The organism is Palleronia sp. (genome assembly GCF_042089775.1).
Taxonomy (GTDB): Bacteria; Pseudomonadota; Alphaproteobacteria; order Rhodobacterales; family Rhodobacteraceae; genus Palleronia.
The window spans coordinates 40,589-55,277 of the sequence record NZ_JBELKF010000008.1; the positions used below are offsets into that span (position 1 = coordinate 40,589).

At 66.3% G+C, this 14,689-nt stretch carries 18 protein-coding genes; 12 read left to right on the forward strand and 6 right to left on the reverse strand.

Annotated features, from left to right (window positions below):
* The first annotated feature begins 22 nt into the window (after positions 1-22).
* Entirely contained in the window at positions 23-889 is an 867-nt protein-coding gene (locus tag ACFDS3_RS03840; protein WP_375261021.1) for a hypothetical protein, read from the forward strand.
* Here ACFDS3_RS03840 and ACFDS3_RS03845 read toward each other — a convergent pair.
* Positions 883-1,887, reverse strand: coding sequence for a hypothetical protein (locus tag ACFDS3_RS03845; RefSeq protein WP_375261022.1), 1,005 nt, complete (start codon positions 1,885-1,887; stop codon positions 883-885). The genes ACFDS3_RS03840 and ACFDS3_RS03845 overlap by 7 nt on opposite strands.
* A 148-nt stretch (positions 1,888-2,035) precedes the next feature.
* Here ACFDS3_RS03845 and ACFDS3_RS03850 point away from each other — a divergent pair, with 148 nt between their 5' ends.
* Both ACFDS3_RS03850 and ACFDS3_RS03855 read left to right on the forward strand, forming a co-directional pair.
* Positions 2,036-2,683 (forward strand): sulfotransferase family 2 domain-containing protein, encoded by a 648-nt coding sequence (locus ACFDS3_RS03850; RefSeq protein WP_375261023.1) that lies wholly within the window; start codon positions 2,036-2,038, stop codon positions 2,681-2,683.
* 92 nt (positions 2,684-2,775) lie between these two features.
* Positions 2,776-3,396 carry a Hint domain-containing protein gene (locus ACFDS3_RS03855; RefSeq protein WP_375261024.1) on the forward strand — a complete coding sequence of 207 codons (621 nt, stop codon included), beginning with the start codon at positions 2,776-2,778 and terminating at the stop codon, positions 3,394-3,396.
* Between the two features lie 62 nt (positions 3,397-3,458).
* Here the strand turns inward: ACFDS3_RS03855 and ACFDS3_RS03860 are convergent, their stop codons facing one another.
* From ACFDS3_RS03860 to ACFDS3_RS03875, 4 genes are read right to left on the reverse strand one after another with little or no spacing between them, the layout of a single operon-like run.
* Positions 3,459-5,663 (reverse strand): 3-hydroxyacyl-CoA dehydrogenase NAD-binding domain-containing protein, encoded by a 2,205-nt coding sequence (locus tag ACFDS3_RS03860; RefSeq protein ID WP_375261025.1) that lies wholly within the window; start codon positions 5,661-5,663, stop codon positions 3,459-3,461.
* Positions 5,656-6,138: a hypothetical protein gene (locus ACFDS3_RS03865; RefSeq protein ID WP_375261026.1), complete on the reverse strand. Its 483-nt coding sequence runs from the start codon at positions 6,136-6,138 to the stop codon at positions 5,656-5,658. Before ACFDS3_RS03865 ends, ACFDS3_RS03860 begins: the two co-directional genes overlap by 8 nt.
* A gap of 5 nt (positions 6,139-6,143) precedes the next feature.
* Complete coding sequence (locus ACFDS3_RS03870) at positions 6,144-7,355, reverse strand: acetyl-CoA C-acetyltransferase (protein WP_375261027.1); 1,212 nt, start codon at positions 7,353-7,355, stop codon at positions 6,144-6,146.
* Between the two features lie 12 nt (positions 7,356-7,367).
* Entirely contained in the window at positions 7,368-7,991 is a 624-nt protein-coding gene (locus ACFDS3_RS03875) for a glutathione S-transferase family protein (protein ID WP_375261028.1), read from the reverse strand.
* Between the two features lie 168 nt (positions 7,992-8,159).
* On the opposite strand from ACFDS3_RS03875, the gene ACFDS3_RS03880 reads away from it, so the two are divergent.
* Positions 8,160-9,029, forward strand: coding sequence for a 50S ribosomal protein L11 methyltransferase (locus tag ACFDS3_RS03880; RefSeq protein WP_375261029.1), 870 nt, complete (start codon positions 8,160-8,162; stop codon positions 9,027-9,029).
* 62 nt (positions 9,030-9,091) lie between these two features.
* Here ACFDS3_RS03880 and ACFDS3_RS03885 read toward each other — a convergent pair whose 3' ends face one another.
* Positions 9,092-9,292: a DUF1127 domain-containing protein gene (locus ACFDS3_RS03885; protein ID WP_375261030.1), complete on the reverse strand. Its 201-nt coding sequence runs from the start codon at positions 9,290-9,292 to the stop codon at positions 9,092-9,094.
* 253 nt (positions 9,293-9,545) lie between these two features.
* On the opposite strand from ACFDS3_RS03885, the gene ruvC reads away from it, so the two are divergent.
* The 8 genes from ruvC (at position 9,546) to ACFDS3_RS03925 (ending at position 14,522) form a co-directional block, all read left to right on the forward strand.
* On the forward strand, positions 9,546-10,043 hold the full coding sequence (gene ruvC, locus ACFDS3_RS03890; RefSeq protein WP_375261031.1) for a crossover junction endodeoxyribonuclease RuvC: 498 nt from the start codon (positions 9,546-9,548) through the stop codon (positions 10,041-10,043).
* Complete coding sequence (gene ruvA / locus ACFDS3_RS03895; RefSeq protein ID WP_375261032.1) at positions 10,040-10,723, forward strand: Holliday junction branch migration protein RuvA; 684 nt, start codon at positions 10,040-10,042, stop codon at positions 10,721-10,723. The genes ruvC and ruvA overlap by 4 nt, the downstream gene beginning before the upstream one ends.
* 31 nt (positions 10,724-10,754) lie before the next feature.
* Positions 10,755-11,780: a Holliday junction branch migration DNA helicase RuvB gene (gene ruvB, locus ACFDS3_RS03900; protein WP_375261033.1), complete on the forward strand. Its 1,026-nt coding sequence runs from the start codon at positions 10,755-10,757 to the stop codon at positions 11,778-11,780.
* A 55-nt stretch (positions 11,781-11,835) separates the two neighbouring features.
* On the forward strand, positions 11,836-12,462 hold the full coding sequence (locus tag ACFDS3_RS03905; protein WP_375261034.1) for a hypothetical protein: 627 nt from the start codon (positions 11,836-11,838) through the stop codon (positions 12,460-12,462).
* Positions 12,459-12,851: a tol-pal system-associated acyl-CoA thioesterase gene (gene ybgC / locus ACFDS3_RS03910; RefSeq protein ID WP_375261035.1), complete on the forward strand. Its 393-nt coding sequence runs from the start codon at positions 12,459-12,461 to the stop codon at positions 12,849-12,851. The genes ACFDS3_RS03905 and ybgC overlap by 4 nt, the downstream gene beginning before the upstream one ends.
* 368 nt (positions 12,852-13,219) lie before the next feature.
* Entirely contained in the window at positions 13,220-13,675 is a 456-nt protein-coding gene (locus tag ACFDS3_RS03915; protein ID WP_375261036.1) for a DUF3429 domain-containing protein, read from the forward strand.
* A complete protein-coding gene (locus ACFDS3_RS03920) occupies positions 13,672-13,893 on the forward strand; it encodes a DUF1413 domain-containing protein (RefSeq protein ID WP_375261037.1) in 222 nt (73 codons plus the stop codon). Before ACFDS3_RS03915 ends, ACFDS3_RS03920 begins: the two co-directional genes overlap by 4 nt.
* Positions 13,894-14,174: 281 nt before the next feature.
* Positions 14,175-14,522, forward strand: coding sequence for a PadR family transcriptional regulator (locus tag ACFDS3_RS03925; protein ID WP_375261038.1), 348 nt, complete (start codon positions 14,175-14,177; stop codon positions 14,520-14,522).
* The last annotated feature ends 167 nt before the right edge of the window (positions 14,523-14,689 follow it).

The following is a 14,689-nucleotide window of genomic DNA, read 5'->3' on the forward strand; positions in this document are numbered from 1 at the left end:
CACCTGGTCCTTGGGGGACATGATGAAACACGCTCGCGCATTGGGCACGGCCCTCCTGCTTTCGCTCACATTGCCCGGGGCGCTGTCCGCGCAGACGGCGACGGCCGGCACCCGACTGTCAGATGCGCCGCCCCCGGCCGAGTTTCCGCCGGCCTCCTTCACAAGGCGCGAGTATGTCGACAGCGCAGGGTGCCTTTACGTCCGGGGCGGCGAGGGGGCGACCTCGATCTGGGTGCCGCGGGTGACGGCCAATCGGCGGGTGATCTGCGGGCTGAAGCCGACGCTGGCCCGCACCGCCGAGAGCGAGGCGCCGGTGATCGCCGACACCGCGGCGTCACGCGTCGCTCCGATGGCGCCCGTGCCCGCGGCCGCACCGGTATCCGCCGGTCGCTACACGCCACCGACCGTGACGCACCGGATCACCCCGCGCCCCTACGAGGGCGGCGCGACCCAACTCAGGCCGGTGGCGCAGGTGCCACGGGCGATGCCGCAGGTGGCCGTGGCACCAGAGATGCTACCGCTGATCTCGGTCTACGAGGCGGGGCAACGTGCGGTGGCCGGCACCTTGGACGTTGGCACGGTGATTGCGGTGCCCGCGCCCCCCGCCCCGATCGCGGTTCCCGAAGGCTATCGCCCTGCGTGGAACGACGGACGCCTGAACCCTTACGCTGGAAAGCAGCTTCTGTCGGGTGCGCTCCAGCAAGCCCTCGTTTGGACACAGACCGTGCCGCGCAGGCTCAAGACCAATGCGGGCGCGGATGTGACGAGCCGCTACAACTACCTCGTCTATCCCTTCACCGACTACGCCAGCCAAACCGCGGCGCTTGGTTCGGGAAACTACGTCATCATCGAGACGACAGCCGGCCGCGAGATCGTTCCCCGCTACTGAGCGCAGATCGTCTGCAACGCCACCCACGCGGCGTCCGACAGAACGGGACGCGCGTCGGCCTCGGACCCCTCGGTGAGCGCCTGGGCGGCGCTGTCGCGCTCCAGCGTCGCGGCATAGGCGCGAGGGCTCACGCCGGCGGCCTCGAACCGCGCCAGCAGCCCCTCGATCGTCGCGGGATCGGGTTGGTCCGTCAGGAGGTGCTCGGCATAGGCGCGCAGGTCGTGCTGCGAGACCTCTCCGGTGGTCATCAGCCGCAGCGCCGCATCCGCGCCCGAGGCCCGCAGAAGCCGCTTGATCGGGTCGTGCTGACGGGCTCTTTCGGTGGCGGCAAGCACGTGACCGGCGACCACGCCGGGTTCGTCGTAGTTCTCGATCAGGGGCTGTGCCACCGCCACGATGCCACCCGGCAGCGCCACCGCACTCTCGCGGTCGATGCGCAGGATGACGAGCCGGCCACGGCCCTCGCCAATCAGTCGCCGCGACAGCGTGTCCAGAGCGCCGCGTCCGGCCGGATCGTTGCAGACGGGTCCCGTGAGGCGGGTGACCTCTTCGAGAAGGCGGGCGCCGGTATCGGCCCGAACCGCCGGCGGCGCGACCGACACGGCATGCCGGATCAGCGCACCGGGCAGCCAGAGGATGGCGAGCGCACCGACCGCCAGAAGCGCGCCGGCGAACAGGGCCGAGCGCAGGATGCCGGGCCGGGGCCGTCGTCGCCGGATCGCCCGATCCACGCGCGCGATCGAGTCGATCATCAAGTCGTCGTCGATCTCGAGCGTCTCGGCGGCTTCGGGGCCGGGGGCGAAGATGGCAGGCATCTCACCAGGATTGCGTCGCTCGACCGCAGGCAGCGACCAATGCGCCAGCGGCGTCTCGTCCATGGCGTAGATGGCGAGCGTCGCCTCACCGAGGGAGACCACGACATCCCGCCGCTGTTCGCCGGCGCCCGGACGCCAGAGAGCCGGCGCCTCGAGCCGTTCGAACTCGGTCAATGCGGTCATCGGGTCTGTTTCGGCGCCTCTTGCAGGTGTCGCTTTCCAGTCACCTAAGCCGGTTGACGCCCCTCGGCAACGGTCCAGCGGATGCGTATGGCCCCGGCCGCGCGTATTCCTCGCGCGTGGTGACAGGGGCGAGCGGGAAACGGCGGCCATGATCATTTCGCCGGGGCGCGGCTATATCTTTGTCCACGTGCCCAAGACCGGGGGCACCTCCGTTGCGCTCGCGCTCGAGGCGCGGGCGATGAAGGATGACATCCTGATTGGCGACACTCCCAAGGCGCGGCGGCGCCGGGACCGGGTGGCGAAGCTGAAGGCGCATAGGCGGCTGTGGAAGCACTCGCGCCTGTCCGACCTCGACGGGCTGCTGGCACCCGAGCAGATCCACGCCATGCGCGTCGTGACCATTGTGCGCAACCCGTGGGACCGCATGGTCAGCTACTACTTTTGGCTGCGCCGGCAGAGCTTCGATCATCCCGCCGTCGGTCGCGCGCATGCCATGCCCTTTGACGCTTTTCTGCGCCAACCCGAGACGGGGGCCGAAATTGCGGCCGACCAGATCGATGACTACCTGCGCCTCGCCGACGGAACGCTCCCGCGGGCGACGATCTTGCGGCAGGAAAATTTGGCCGAGGACCTCGCAGCCTTCGCGGCCGAGATCGGGATCGCGGTTGAACTCCCGCACGAGAATCTTTCGGAGCGGCCATCCGACTGGCGCGGCCTGTATGATGCCGACACGGCCGAGATCGTGGCGCGGGCCTACGCGGATGACATTTCCCGGTACGCATTAACCTTTTCCTAACTGTCGCCAGCGGCGCACCCCAATCTCGCCCCGATTCCCCCCGAGGATATGCCGCGTGGCACGAGCGGCCATATCTCCAGAAGGGGTCGAAGATGCTGAAATTCTTGAAGCGGGAGAGTGTGAGCGCGTCGTCGCACGACGAGGTGCGCGGATCTGGCTTGGCCGCAGGCACCCGGGTCGCAACGACCATCGGCTGGCGGCCCGTCGAGGCCATCGTGCCCGGCGACACCGTCCTGACCTTCGACGACGGGTTGATGCCGGTGACGCGGGTCACACGATCGGTCCTGTGGTCGGACCCGGCGAGCTGCCCGCGCCACCTGTTGCCGCTGCACGTGCCGGGCGGCGCGCTCGGCAACCAGTCCGACATGATGCTGCTGCCCGAACAGCCGGTCATGCTGGAGAGCGACACCGCGGAAGAGGTCTTCGGCGATCCGTTCGCGCTGATGCCCGCGCAGGCGCTCGAAGGGCTGCGGGGGATCGTCCGGTTCAAGCCGGCGGAGCGGGTCGAGGTCGTGTCGCTCTGCTTCGAGACGGATCAGGTGATCTTCGCCAATATCGGCGCACTGTTCTACTGCCCCAGAGTACTTTGCGGCGAAGTGCGGAGCTTTATGCCGGGCGAGGAGGATGGTCCTTATACCCCCCTGTCACTCGAAGCGGCGGAGACACTGGCCTCGATCATCGAGGCGGAGGAGGCGCGCGAAACCGTCGCCTGACCTCTGAAACGAGAACGCCGGGCGCTGAGCCCGGCGTTTGATCACAGTGCAGGGTTCAGGGATCAGGCAGCTGCCGCCTGACCCTCGCCGTAGCGGTCGTAGAACCGTGCGCCCGACTCCGCCATTTCGCGCAGGAGCTTCGGGGCCTCGAACCGCTCGCCGCACTCGGCGGTCAGCGCCTCGCAGATCTCGACGCCCTTGGCGGCGCCCAGGATGTCGAGCCACGAGAACGGGCCACCCGACCACGGCGCGAAGCCCCAGCCCAGGATCGCGCCCACGTCGCCCTCGCGGATGTCCTCGAGCACGCCTTCCTCGAACGCCCGCACCGCTTCAAGGACCTGCGCCATCATCAGGCGGTGCTGCACCCGGGTCAGGTCGGGCTGCGCGTCGGCCACGGTGAACTTGTCCGCCAAACCTTCCCACAGCCCCTGCCGCTTGCCCTTGTCGTCATAGGCGTAGAAGCCCGCGTTGGCCTTGCGACCCATGCGCCCCTCATCGGCCAGCCAGAACAGGACCTCGTCCACCTCGGCGTTGGGATAAGCGTCGCCCATGGCCGCCTTGGTGGCCTTGGCGATCTTCACCCCGAGGTCGATCGAGGTTTCGTCGGTCAGCTGGAGAGGCCCCAGCGGGAAGCCCAGCAGCTTGGCGGCGTTCTCGATCAGGGCAGGCTCGACCCCCTCCTTCACCATGCGCACCCCTTCGTTGATGTAGGGGATGATGCAGCGGTTGGCGTAGAAGAAGCGGGCGTCGTTCACCACGATGGGCGTCTTGCGGATCTGGCGCACGAAATCGAGCGCCTTGGCAACGGCCCGGTCGCCGGTCTTCTGGCCCTTGATGATCTCGACCAGCATCATCTTGTCGACGGGGCTGAAGAAGTGGATGCCGATGAACTGCTCGGGGCGCTTGCTCGCTTCGGCCAGTTCGCTGATCGGCAGGGTCGAGGTGTTGGTGGCGAAGATGCAGTCCTCGCCCACGACCTCTTCGACGCGCTTCGTGACCTCGGCCTTGATGCCGGTATCCTCGAACACCGCCTCGACGATCAGGTCGCAGCCGGACAGCGCCTCGTACTCCGTCGTCGCGTTGATCCGGCCCAGAACCTCGGCCTTCTTCTCTGCGGTGACCTTCTTGCGGCTGATCCCCTTGTCGAGGATCCCTTCCGCATGGGCCTTGCCCTTGTCGGCACTGGCCTGCTGCTGGTCGATCAGGACGACCTCGATCCCCGAAAGGGCCGCGACATAGGCGATGCCGGCGCCCATCATGCCCGCGCCCATCACGCCGACCTTCTTCACGGTCTGGTCGGGGGCCTCGGGCCGGTTCGCGCCTTTCTCGAGCGCCTGCTTGTTGAGGAACAGCGACCGGATCATCGCGGTCGAGGAGGGGTTCATCAGCACGTTGACGAACCAGCGCGCCTCGATCTTCAGGGCCGTGTCGAAGGGCACCAGCGCGCCCTCGTAGACCGCCGACAGCAGCGCCTTGGCGGCCGGGAAGACGCCCTTGGTCTTGCCGTTCACCATCGCGCTGGCGCCGACGAAGGTCATAAAGCCGGCGGGGTGGTAGGGTTCGCCGCCCGGCATCTTCCAGCCCTTCTGGTCCCAAGGCTTGACGATGTCGGCGTCCTTGGCTTCCAGCACCCAGGCCTTGGCACGGTCGAGCAGCTCGTCCGCCGGAACCACCTCGTCGACGAGGCTGGCGCTCTTGGCCTTCTTCGGGTCGAGCATCTTGCCTTCGAGCAGGACAGGGGACGCCGCCATCGCACCGACCATGCGCGAATAGCGCGTGGTGCCGCCGGAGCCGGGGAAGAGGCCGACCATGATCTCGGGCAGGCCGATCTTGGCCTTCGGATTGTCCGCCATGAAGCGGCGGTGACAGGCGAGCGCGATCTCGGTTCCGATCCCGGCAGAGGTGCCTGGAATGGCGCAAGCGACAGGCTTGCCGCCCTTGTTCGTCTTGGGGTCCAGTCCCGCCCGCTCGAGCTTGCGCAGGATGCGGTGGCCTTCCATCGTGAAGTCGAAAAGCGCCTTGGCAGGCTGGTCGCCGGCCTCTTCGCGGATCTTGGCCAGCACGTTCAGGTCCATGCCGCCGGCAAAGTCCTTCTTGCCGGACGTGATGACGATGCCCTTCACCGCGTCGTCCGACAGCACGTCGTCGATCATGGCGTCGACATCGGCGAAGGCCTCGCGGGTCATCACGTTCATGGACTTGCCTTCGGCGTCCCAGGTGATGACGGCCACGCCGTCCTCGTGTTTCTCAAGCTTGAAATCAGCCATCGTTCTCTCCCCTCGGGCCCGTATCGCCCGTCCAAATCAGTTCTTGCCCGCCAGCGTCCCGGTCCACATTCGGCAGGACGAAGGGCCAGGTGGAATTCGTCAGTCCGTTCGCAATCGAGATCACCTTCCAAGCTCCGTCGATCTTCCTCAGCGTCGCCGTGCTGCGATAGGGATCGCAGATCCGGACGGCATCCCGGAGGATTTCGGTGTCGAAGGTGCCGGACATCATGTCGTCGCCCAGGATTTCCACGTGGCGCGCGGTGCAGATCATGTGGGTCGCCTTTTGCGACTTCAGCATGTCGGACCACGCGTCGAAACCGATGCGCAACTTGGCCTCGTCCTCCACGACCAGAACCGCGGTTCGGGTCGCTATCGCGAAGGGCAGGTAAACCAGTGTGAGATGCGCATCGAAGTCTTGGTCGAAGAAGCTCTTCGAGCGTGCATCGAGCCAGGACTGGAAATCGATCGCGGGCATTCTGACTACACTCTTTCGATGATCGTCGCGGCCCCCATGCCGGATGCGACGCAAAGGGTGGCAAGGCCCGTCTCTTTGTCCGTCCGCTCCATCTCGTCGAGCAGGATGCCGAGGATGATTGCGCCGGTGGCGCCCAACGGGTGGCCCATGGCGATGGCGCCGCCGTTCGGGTTCAGCCGATCGTGGTCGATACCGAACCGCTGAAGGAAGCGCAGGACCACGGACGAGAACGCCTCGTTCACTTCGAAAAGGTCGATGTCGCCAATCTCCATCCCGCTGTCGCGCAGGATCTTCTCGGTGACGGGCACGGGGCCGGTCAGCATGATGGTGGGGTCGGTGCCGATCTTGGCCGTCTGGCGGATACGGGCGCGGGGCTTCAGGCCGCGGGCCTCGCCGAACTCCTTTGAACCGATCAGCACGCCCGCGGCGCCGTCCACGATGCCCGACGAATTGCCGGCGTGGTGGATGTGGTTGATCGCTTCCAGATGCGGATACTTCATCAGCGCGATTTGGTCGAAGCCGGGCATCGTCTCGCCCATTTCCTTGAAGGCCGGATTCAGGCCGCCCAGGGACTGCATGTCGGTGCCGGGGCGCATGTATTCGTCACGGTCAAGGATGGTCAGGCCGTTCACGTCCTTGACCGCGATCACCGACTTGTCGAAGCGGCCTTCCTCCCACGCGCGGGCGGCGCGCTTCTGGCTTTCCACGGCAAAGGCATCGGCGTCGTCACGGCTGAAGCCGTACTCGGTCGCGATGATGTCGGCCGCGATGCCCTGCGGCACGAAGTAGCTGCTCATCGCTATGGAGGGATCGACCGCGATTGCCGCCCCGTCCGAGCCCATGGCCACGCGGCTCATGCATTCCACGCCGCCGGCGATGTAGCCGTCGCCCGCGCCGGCGCGGACCTGGTTCGCGGCAATGTTCACGGCCTCGAGCCCCGAGGCACAGAAGCGGTTGATCGACAGGCCCGGGATCGACTGGTCGAGATCCGAAGCCAGCACGGCCGTCCGCGCAAGGCAGCCGCCCTGCTCCTTGACCTGGGTGGCGTTGCCCCAGATCACGTCCTCGACCGCGTGACCCTCAAGGCCGTTGCGCTGTTTCAGGGCGTTCAGCGTTACCGCGGACAGGCGTGCCGAGGTGACCTCGTGCAGGCTACCGTCCTTGCGGCCCTTGCCACGCGGCGTGCGCACGGCGTCGTAGATATAGGCCTCAGTCATCTCTTCCTCCTCTCAAGCCCCGCGGGGCATCAGATCGTAGGGGTGCTTCCAGCCCGGCAGGGACTGGATGTTCCCGAGCCACCGGTCGATCTCGGGCCAGTCTGCCCGGTCGAAGCCGAAGGGTTCTGGATAGAAGAGATAAGAACAGCACGAGAAATCCGCGACTGTGACGTCCCGTCCCACGATCCAGTCCCGTCCCGTCAAGTGCGAGTCGAGCACCTTGTAGGCGGCGCGGAGCCGTCCCTGCATGAACTCGATGACCGGCTGCGGGCGTTTCTCCTCGGGCAGGAAGTTCATCAGGAAGCGCGTCGACCCCGCCTGGGCCGACAGTTTGTGATTGTCCCAGAACTGCCAGCGCAACACCTCGCGCGCCTCCGCCACGTCGGCGCCGCCGAAGCGACCCGTCTTCTCGACGATGTGCTGCTGCATAACGCCCGATTGCGTCAGGATGAGGTCGCCATCGACCATGACCGGGGCCTCGCCCATGACGTTCAGGCGTCGGAACTCTTCGCTGCGGGTGGCGCCGTTGAAGAAGTCCACGAGGACGGGGCGCCATTCCACGCCGGCCAGTTCCATCGGCAAGGCCGCTTTGTAGGCGTTTCCGCTTTCTCCGAAGCAATGAAGTTCGATCACCATGGTCCTCACCTGCATGTCCATCGTGAGGCAGGTAGGGCAGGTCTGTGGCTTCACCACAAGAGGGTCGCGGAACCGCCCCTCGACATGAGCGGCCTTGCGAGCGTAGCTCTTCCATGCGTTATCCGACCGGATCTATTCTCTGAGACAGCACGCTCGAAAGGTTTCCCCATGCCCACCTACACTGCCCTGACGTTGGTGCCGGACGAGATGAACGCGAAGGCCCTTGGCGAGGCCATGGAACGGCTCGACCCCGAACCGGCGGGGGTCGGCGTCTTCGAAATGGAGGACGGCTCGGGCCTGTGGGAGATCGGCGGCTACTTCACCGAGGCGCCTGACGAGGCGGGGCTGGCGCTGCTGGCCGCGACGTTCTCGGCCCGCCCGTTCACCGTGTCCGAACTGCCCGAGATCGACTGGGTCGACAAGGTCCGCCGCGAGCTTGCTCCGGTCGAGGCGGGGCGGTTCTTTCTTTACGGCTCGCATGATGCCGACAAGGTGCCCGCGGATTGCGTGCCGCTGCTCGTGGACGCGGCCATGGCCTTCGGCACCGGGCATCACGGCACGACCAAGGGCTGTCTCGTCGCCTTCGACCGGCTGCTGACGGCCGGGGTCGCGCCGACGACCGTGGCGGATATCGGATGCGGCACAGCGGTCCTTGCGATGGCCGCCGCGAGCGCGCTGCCGGTGGTGCCGATCGCCTCGGATATCGACGAGGTCGCGGTGGATGTGGCCGAGGCGAATGTCGCGCTGAACGGCCTGGCCGGGCGGGTTATCTGCCTTGAGGCGACGGGGTTCGACCACCCCCGGATCGAAGGCGCCGCACCCTACGACCTGATCTTCGCCAATATTCTGAAGGGGCCGCTGATCGATCTCGCGCCCGCTATGGCATCGCATTCCAGCGCCGGGGGGCACGTGATCCTGTCGGGGATTCTAAACCCGCAGGCCGAGGAGGTCGTGTCGGCCTACCGCCAGAACGGCTATGACGTGGTCGAAACGGACGTCATTGGCGACTGGACCACGCTGACGATGCGTCTGGCCTGACGCTTTGGGGCATTCCCGCCGCGTCTTGCGGCGGGAGACCTTGTCGCGTGTCGGCGTGCGGCTCAGCGGCGGGACAGGTCGGCCCGCGTGAGGCCGATATCGGCAAGCTGCCAGTCGCTCAGCCGCATCAGTGCACGCGAGGCGCGGCGAACGCGCCGCGTGCTGAAGCCGTCCGCAAGAGCGAAGACGAGGGACGCCACGCGGTAGGCCAGAACCGTTGTGCGGGGCGTTTCGGAAGAGCGGTGAAGATCGTAAAGCGCCATCGGATCGTTCCTTGCATTGATGACGGTTGCCATATGGCGCCCATGTGCTTCGCCCGAACCGCGAGATCAAGGTGCCAAGTGGCTGAAATAATAGGGGAAATGTCGCATGCAGAATGTCGTATTTCGACAGGGCGATGTCGCAATTCGACTTCTGCGTCGCAACCGGAAGGCGGGGGGTCGGAAACCGACCGCTTGGCGCGTGTTCCCCATTCGTGCTAGCCTTCGCAAAACAACGAATAAAAGGGCAGGCAGCATGCGCGTTCTCGGGGTCGATCCGGGTCTTCGCACCATGGGCTGGGGTGTGATCGAATCAGATGGCAGCCGGATGCGCCACGTGGCGAATGGACTCTGCCGCTCGGACGGAAAACAGGAGCTGGCGTTGCGGCTCGTTGCGCTTCACCGGCAACTTACCGAGGTGATTGCCCTCTATGCGCCCGAGGCCGCCGCGATCGAACAGACCTTCGTGAATTCCGACGGTGCGGGGTCGCTGAAGCTCGGTCAGGCGCGCGGTGTGGCGCTTCTGGCGCTGGCCGAGGCGGGGCTGTCGATCGGGGAATATGCGCCGAACAAGGTGAAGAAGACGGTGGTGGGCGTGGGCCACGCGGCCAAGGAGCAGATCGACCACATGGTCCGCATGCAGCTGCCGGGCGCGGTCCCGGAAGGGCCGGACGCCGCCGATGCGCTTGCCATCGCGCTGTGCCACGCCGTGCACCTGTCGACGGCCCGTGCCTGGGCCACGGTGCGCGCATGATCGGCCGGCTTCAGGGACGGATCGGCTATTTGGGCGACGACCACGTGCTGATCGACGTCGGCGGCGTGGGCTACGTCGTCTACGTCTCGGAGAGGACGCGCCTGACGCTGGCCGGACCGGGCGAGGCGGTGTCGTTGTTCACCGACCTGCTGGTGCGCGAGGATCTGCTGCAGCTCTTCGGCTTCCCGTCGCTTCTGGAGAAGGAGTGGCACCGCCTGCTGATGAGCGTCCAGGGGATCGGTGCGCGCGCCTCTCTCGCCATCCTCGGCGCTTTGGGGCCAGAGGGCGTCAGCCGGGCCATCGCGCTGGGAGACAGCGCCGCAATCCGGGCCGCGCCGGGGGTGGGACCCAAGATCGCCGCCCGCGTGGTGAACGAGCTGAAGGACAAGGCGCCCGCCGTCATGGCTTTGGGCGCGCAGGGCGGCGCGGTATCCGACGTGGAGCCGGCGCCCGTGATCGACGCCGGGCAAGCCTCGACCGGCGCGGCCGCCCCGTCCACCGAAGCGCCCCATCGCACCGGCAGCGCAGCGGCCCAGGCCGAGGCGATGTCGGCGCTGTCGAACCTCGGGTACACTCCCGCCGAGGCTGCCCGCGCCACAGCCGAGGCGGCTGCCGAGACGCCCGATGCCGATACCGCGACCCTGATCCGTGCTGCGCTGAAGCGGCTGGCACCGGCATGAGTGCCTCGGGCCCTCGGGGATGGTGTTGCCAATGACAGGTGCAGATCCGACGCTCCGCCCCGAGCCGCTGCCCGAGGATGAGGGCCACGCGCTGCGCCCGCAGACGCTGGATGCGTTCACCGGGCAGGCCGAGGCGCGCTCGAACCTGCGCGTCTTCATCGAAAGCGCGCGGATGCGCGGCAAGGCAATGGACCACGCCCTGTTTCACGGACCTCCGGGCCTAGGGAAGACGACGCTGGCGCAGATCATGGCGAAGGAGCTGGGAGTCAACTTCCGCATGACCTCGGGCCCGGTTCTGGCCAAGGCGGGAGACCTCGCGGCGATCCTGACCAACCTTGAGGCGCGGGATGTCCTGTTCATCGACGAGATCCACCGCCTGAATCCGGTGGTCGAGGAGGTGCTCTATCCCGCCATGGAGGACTTCGAGCTCGACCTCGTGATCGGTGAGGGGCCTGCCGCCCGGACCGTGCGGATCGAGCTGCAGCCATTCACGCTGGTCGGGGCCACGACGCGCCTGGGCCTGCTGACGACGCCGCTGCGGGACCGCTTCGGCATCCCTGTGCGCCTGCAATTCTACACTGTGGACGAGTTGCAGGCCATCGTTGCGCGGGGTGCGCGGCTTCTTGGTGTGGATAGCGAGCCGGAGGGCACGCGCGAGATTGCCACTCGAGCCCGCGGCACGCCCCGGATCGCCGGGCGCCTGTTGCGGCGGGTCGTCGACTTCGCGCTGGTGGAGGGGAACGGACGGCTGACCCGGGATATCGCGGATACGGCGCTGACGCGGCTTGGCGTGGATGAGATCGGTCTCGACGGGGCGGACAGACGCTACCTTCGGCTGATCGCCGAGCACTACCATGGCGGCCCCGTTGGGATCGAAACCATGTCCGCCGCCCTCTCCGAAAGCCGTGATGCGCTCGAGGAGGTGATCGAGCCGTTCCTGCTGCAGCAGGGCCTCGTGCAGCGAACGCCGCGCGGGCGGATGCTGGCGCCGCGGGCGTGGTCTCACCTGGGACTTCGACCGCCACGTGTTTCGGACGGGGATCTGTTCGACACGTGACCGGCGCATGGCCCTGCTGTAGGCACGCGTCGCATTGCCGAAGAACGGAGGCTCCATGACACCTGACGAGGTTGCGCGGCTCTTTACCCGCGCGGATGGCAGTTACATTTTTGCCCGTTGGGGCAGACCGATTGCGCCGGTGGTGTTCGGGATCGAGGATCAGACGCTTGCGGTGGTGAAGGGGGCGCTGCAGGCGGTGACGGAGCTTGCGCGGCATCCGGTGGTCGAGACGGACCCGGAGCTGGGCGTGAATTTGTTGTTTTTCTTTTTGCGCGAGTGGGACGAGCTGCGGCACGTCCCCGACCTTGGTCGGCTGATCCCGGATCTTGACGCGCTGCTGCCGCGCCTGGAAGAGGTCGACGCCAACCAGTACCGCGCCTTCCGTTTCGAAGGGGATGGCGCCATCCGGGCGGCCTTCGTCTTCGTGCGGATGAGCGGCGAGATGGCCGAATTGCCGGCCGAAACGGTGGCGCTGGCGCAGGTGGTCCAGACGATCCTGCTGTGGTCGGATACCGCGTTTTCGGACCGGTCGGCGCTGGCCGAGGCGCCGAATGGGACGGTCATCCTGCGCCCCGAGATCGGGCGCCTGATCGGCGCGGCCTATGACCCGGTGCTGCCGCGGGCGGCGACGGATGCGGCGCATGCGTATCGGCTGGCGGCGCGGATCGGGGGCGAGGGATGAGCTTTGCGGTAACCGTCTACTACGAAGACACCGACATGGGCGGGATCGTCTATCACGCCAACTACCTGAAGTACATAGAAAGAGCGCGCTCGCATTGGGTGCGAGAGCTGGGGATCGACCAGGTGGCGCTGCGCGAGGAGGGAACCGTCTTTGCCGTGCGGCGGGTCAAGGCGGAGTTCCTGGCGCCGGCGCGGCTGGATGACGTGCTGGACGTGACGACGGCGCTGGTGGAGGCGAGCGGCGTTCGGGTGCGGCTGGAGCAGGTCGTGCGAAGAGGCGCGCAGACGCTGTTTCGGGCGCAGGTGGAGCTTGTGGCGATCGACTGGCGGAGCGGGGCGGTCCGGCGGATGCCGGCGGCGCTGCGGGCGCTGAAGGGGGACGGGGGCTGAAAAGGGCCACGCCCAGAGGCGTGGCCAGTCCTTCAGGGAGGAACCGCCGAACCACCGTGGTCGACGACCCGACAAGCTAGGCACGGATCGCCGCGCCGGCAAAGTCCGGGTACGGGAATGCAATCATAACGTGTAAAGCTGTTGCGGATCGGCATCGGTGGCCTTGTGCGCCGGGCTGGCGTTAACCGCCAGAATCCCACGCGCCTGTCGTCGGAGAAACGTATGAACCGCGTAGGAGTCGCGTGAGAACAGCGTGAGATCTTCGTGTGCGCGGTGCCGGAGGGGCGCCGGCGGGTGATTCGGGGGCGATTCGTAAGGATTGCGCACGGACCGGGGAACCGGCCTTAACGCCTTTGCGCTGGGGCCACATGGATGAACAGGCGAACAGACCCGACCGGAAGAGCATCCCGTGGGACGCGCATGTCTTTGGCTGGGGGCCGATGGTGCCCTTCGTCGTGGCGCTTCTTGGCGTCTGGGTGGGGCCGCCGTGGCTGGACGAGCTGGCGCTGCGGCTGTCGGTCCTGTGGGGGGCGAGCATCGTGATCTTCGTGTCGGGGGTGCGGCGGGGATTCTCGTTCGCCCTGCCCGAGGGGCCGCGGCCGCATGTGCTGGCAGAGATGCTCGGCCTGTTCTCGGCGGCGTTCCTGTCGCTGGTGCTGGTGCCGCCCCTGGGCGCGCTGGTGCTGGCGGGGGCCTTCGCGGCGCTGACGGTGCTGGACCCGCTGGCGGCGCGGAGGGGCGAGGCGCCGCGCTGGTTCGCGCGGCTGCGGCCGGTTCAGATGGCGATCCCGGCGGTGTGTTTGGTGGTGCTGGCGTTCCTGTGAGGCGGAGGCTGTCTCAGGACGAGGCCGAGCGGCTGCAAGAGCAGATCGACGCGACGGAGCCGGGAGAGTTCCGGCTGCGCGATCTATATGGCGACGCGTGGGAGGGTTTTCCTATCGGCGAAAAGGTCGACCGTGGCCGCGCCTTTCTGGAGGCGGTGCGTCAGGACCGCTTTCCCGAGGTCGAGGATCTGGGAAAGCGGAGCGGGGGCCGGGTTTAGGGTAAGGGACCGTGATCGGGTTCAATGGGCCTGGCGGTTGAAGCTAAGTTTTGTCGTAGAGCACTTGATGAACTGCGCAGTGCCTATTATATAACAAGTATCGGAGCGAGAAGGCGCTAGCTCTGTATCCGTGGGAGGTGAGCTCCTACGGCCAAATGCGCTGTGAAAGCTGGAAAAGGAGAAGGCTATGCAACATTGGAATATATACCAATCAAGAACACGTGGGTGTTCTTGTGGTGATCGAACTCCATTGGGGTGAACACTTCGATCGGAGAGAAACGATGAACCTTCTCATCGGAGACTTCCAAGAAATAACCCTTAGTGCAGTTCATAGGCTTAAGAATGATGCCTATGGAATGAATATTAGGAATTACTTGGAGGAAAAAGAGGAACGGGAAATCCACATGGCTCAAGTTTATGCCGCACTTTCGCGGCTGGAGAGCTTAGGCCTTTTGGCCTCACATAAGGATTTCGCGAGATCTGCAGGCCGTAGAGGCCGGACGCGTCGGATATACAATCTCACAGCGCACGGCCTGCAGTATTTGACCGACAGCGTACGGCACTCTCAAGGCGTGCAGCAGAAGGAAATGCTGGGTGCATCTCAGAGAGAAAAGGCCTCGACGGCCTAAAAAGTGGACCATGGTGGTAATCGGAGCCGCAGGCTTCTTGCACCGTGATCGAGAAGAGAGGCTGCTCGACTTCAGAGCAGACTACAGGCGAAAGCTAAGGTTTGGTCGAAAGGCCGCCGATCGTTTCGCAACAACTGAGGCAATTCGTGCTCTTTGGCTTTCTTTCA

Coding starts and splice junctions, on each gene's coding strand:
- ACFDS3_RS03840 (WP_375261021.1), top strand. CDS start 23: ATGAAACACGCTCGCGCATTGGGCACGGCCCTCCTGCTTTCGCTCACA.
- ACFDS3_RS03845 (WP_375261022.1), bottom strand. CDS start 1,887: ATGACCGCATTGACCGAGTTCGAACGGCTCGAGGCGCCGGCTCTCTGG.
- ACFDS3_RS03850 (WP_375261023.1), top strand. CDS start 2,036: ATGATCATTTCGCCGGGGCGCGGCTATATCTTTGTCCACGTGCCCAAG.
- ACFDS3_RS03855 (WP_375261024.1), top strand. CDS start 2,776: ATGCTGAAATTCTTGAAGCGGGAGAGTGTGAGCGCGTCGTCGCACGAC.
- ACFDS3_RS03860 (WP_375261025.1), bottom strand. CDS start 5,663: ATGGCTGATTTCAAGCTTGAGAAACACGAGGACGGCGTGGCCGTCATC.
- ACFDS3_RS03865 (WP_375261026.1), bottom strand. CDS start 6,138: ATGCCCGCGATCGATTTCCAGTCCTGGCTCGATGCACGCTCGAAGAGC.
- ACFDS3_RS03870 (WP_375261027.1), bottom strand. CDS start 7,355: ATGACTGAGGCCTATATCTACGACGCCGTGCGCACGCCGCGTGGCAAG.
- ACFDS3_RS03875 (WP_375261028.1), bottom strand. CDS start 7,991: ATGGTGATCGAACTTCATTGCTTCGGAGAAAGCGGAAACGCCTACAAA.
- ACFDS3_RS03880 (WP_375261029.1), top strand. CDS start 8,160: ATGCCCACCTACACTGCCCTGACGTTGGTGCCGGACGAGATGAACGCG.
- ACFDS3_RS03885 (WP_375261030.1), bottom strand. CDS start 9,292: ATGGCGCTTTACGATCTTCACCGCTCTTCCGAAACGCCCCGCACAACG.
- ruvC (WP_375261031.1), top strand. CDS start 9,546: ATGCGCGTTCTCGGGGTCGATCCGGGTCTTCGCACCATGGGCTGGGGT.
- ruvA (WP_375261032.1), top strand. CDS start 10,040: ATGATCGGCCGGCTTCAGGGACGGATCGGCTATTTGGGCGACGACCAC.
- ruvB (WP_375261033.1), top strand. CDS start 10,755: ATGACAGGTGCAGATCCGACGCTCCGCCCCGAGCCGCTGCCCGAGGAT.
- ACFDS3_RS03905 (WP_375261034.1), top strand. CDS start 11,836: ATGACACCTGACGAGGTTGCGCGGCTCTTTACCCGCGCGGATGGCAGT.
- ybgC (WP_375261035.1), top strand. CDS start 12,459: ATGAGCTTTGCGGTAACCGTCTACTACGAAGACACCGACATGGGCGGG.
- ACFDS3_RS03915 (WP_375261036.1), top strand. CDS start 13,220: ATGGATGAACAGGCGAACAGACCCGACCGGAAGAGCATCCCGTGGGAC.
- ACFDS3_RS03925 (WP_375261038.1), top strand. CDS start 14,175: ATGAACCTTCTCATCGGAGACTTCCAAGAAATAACCCTTAGTGCAGTT.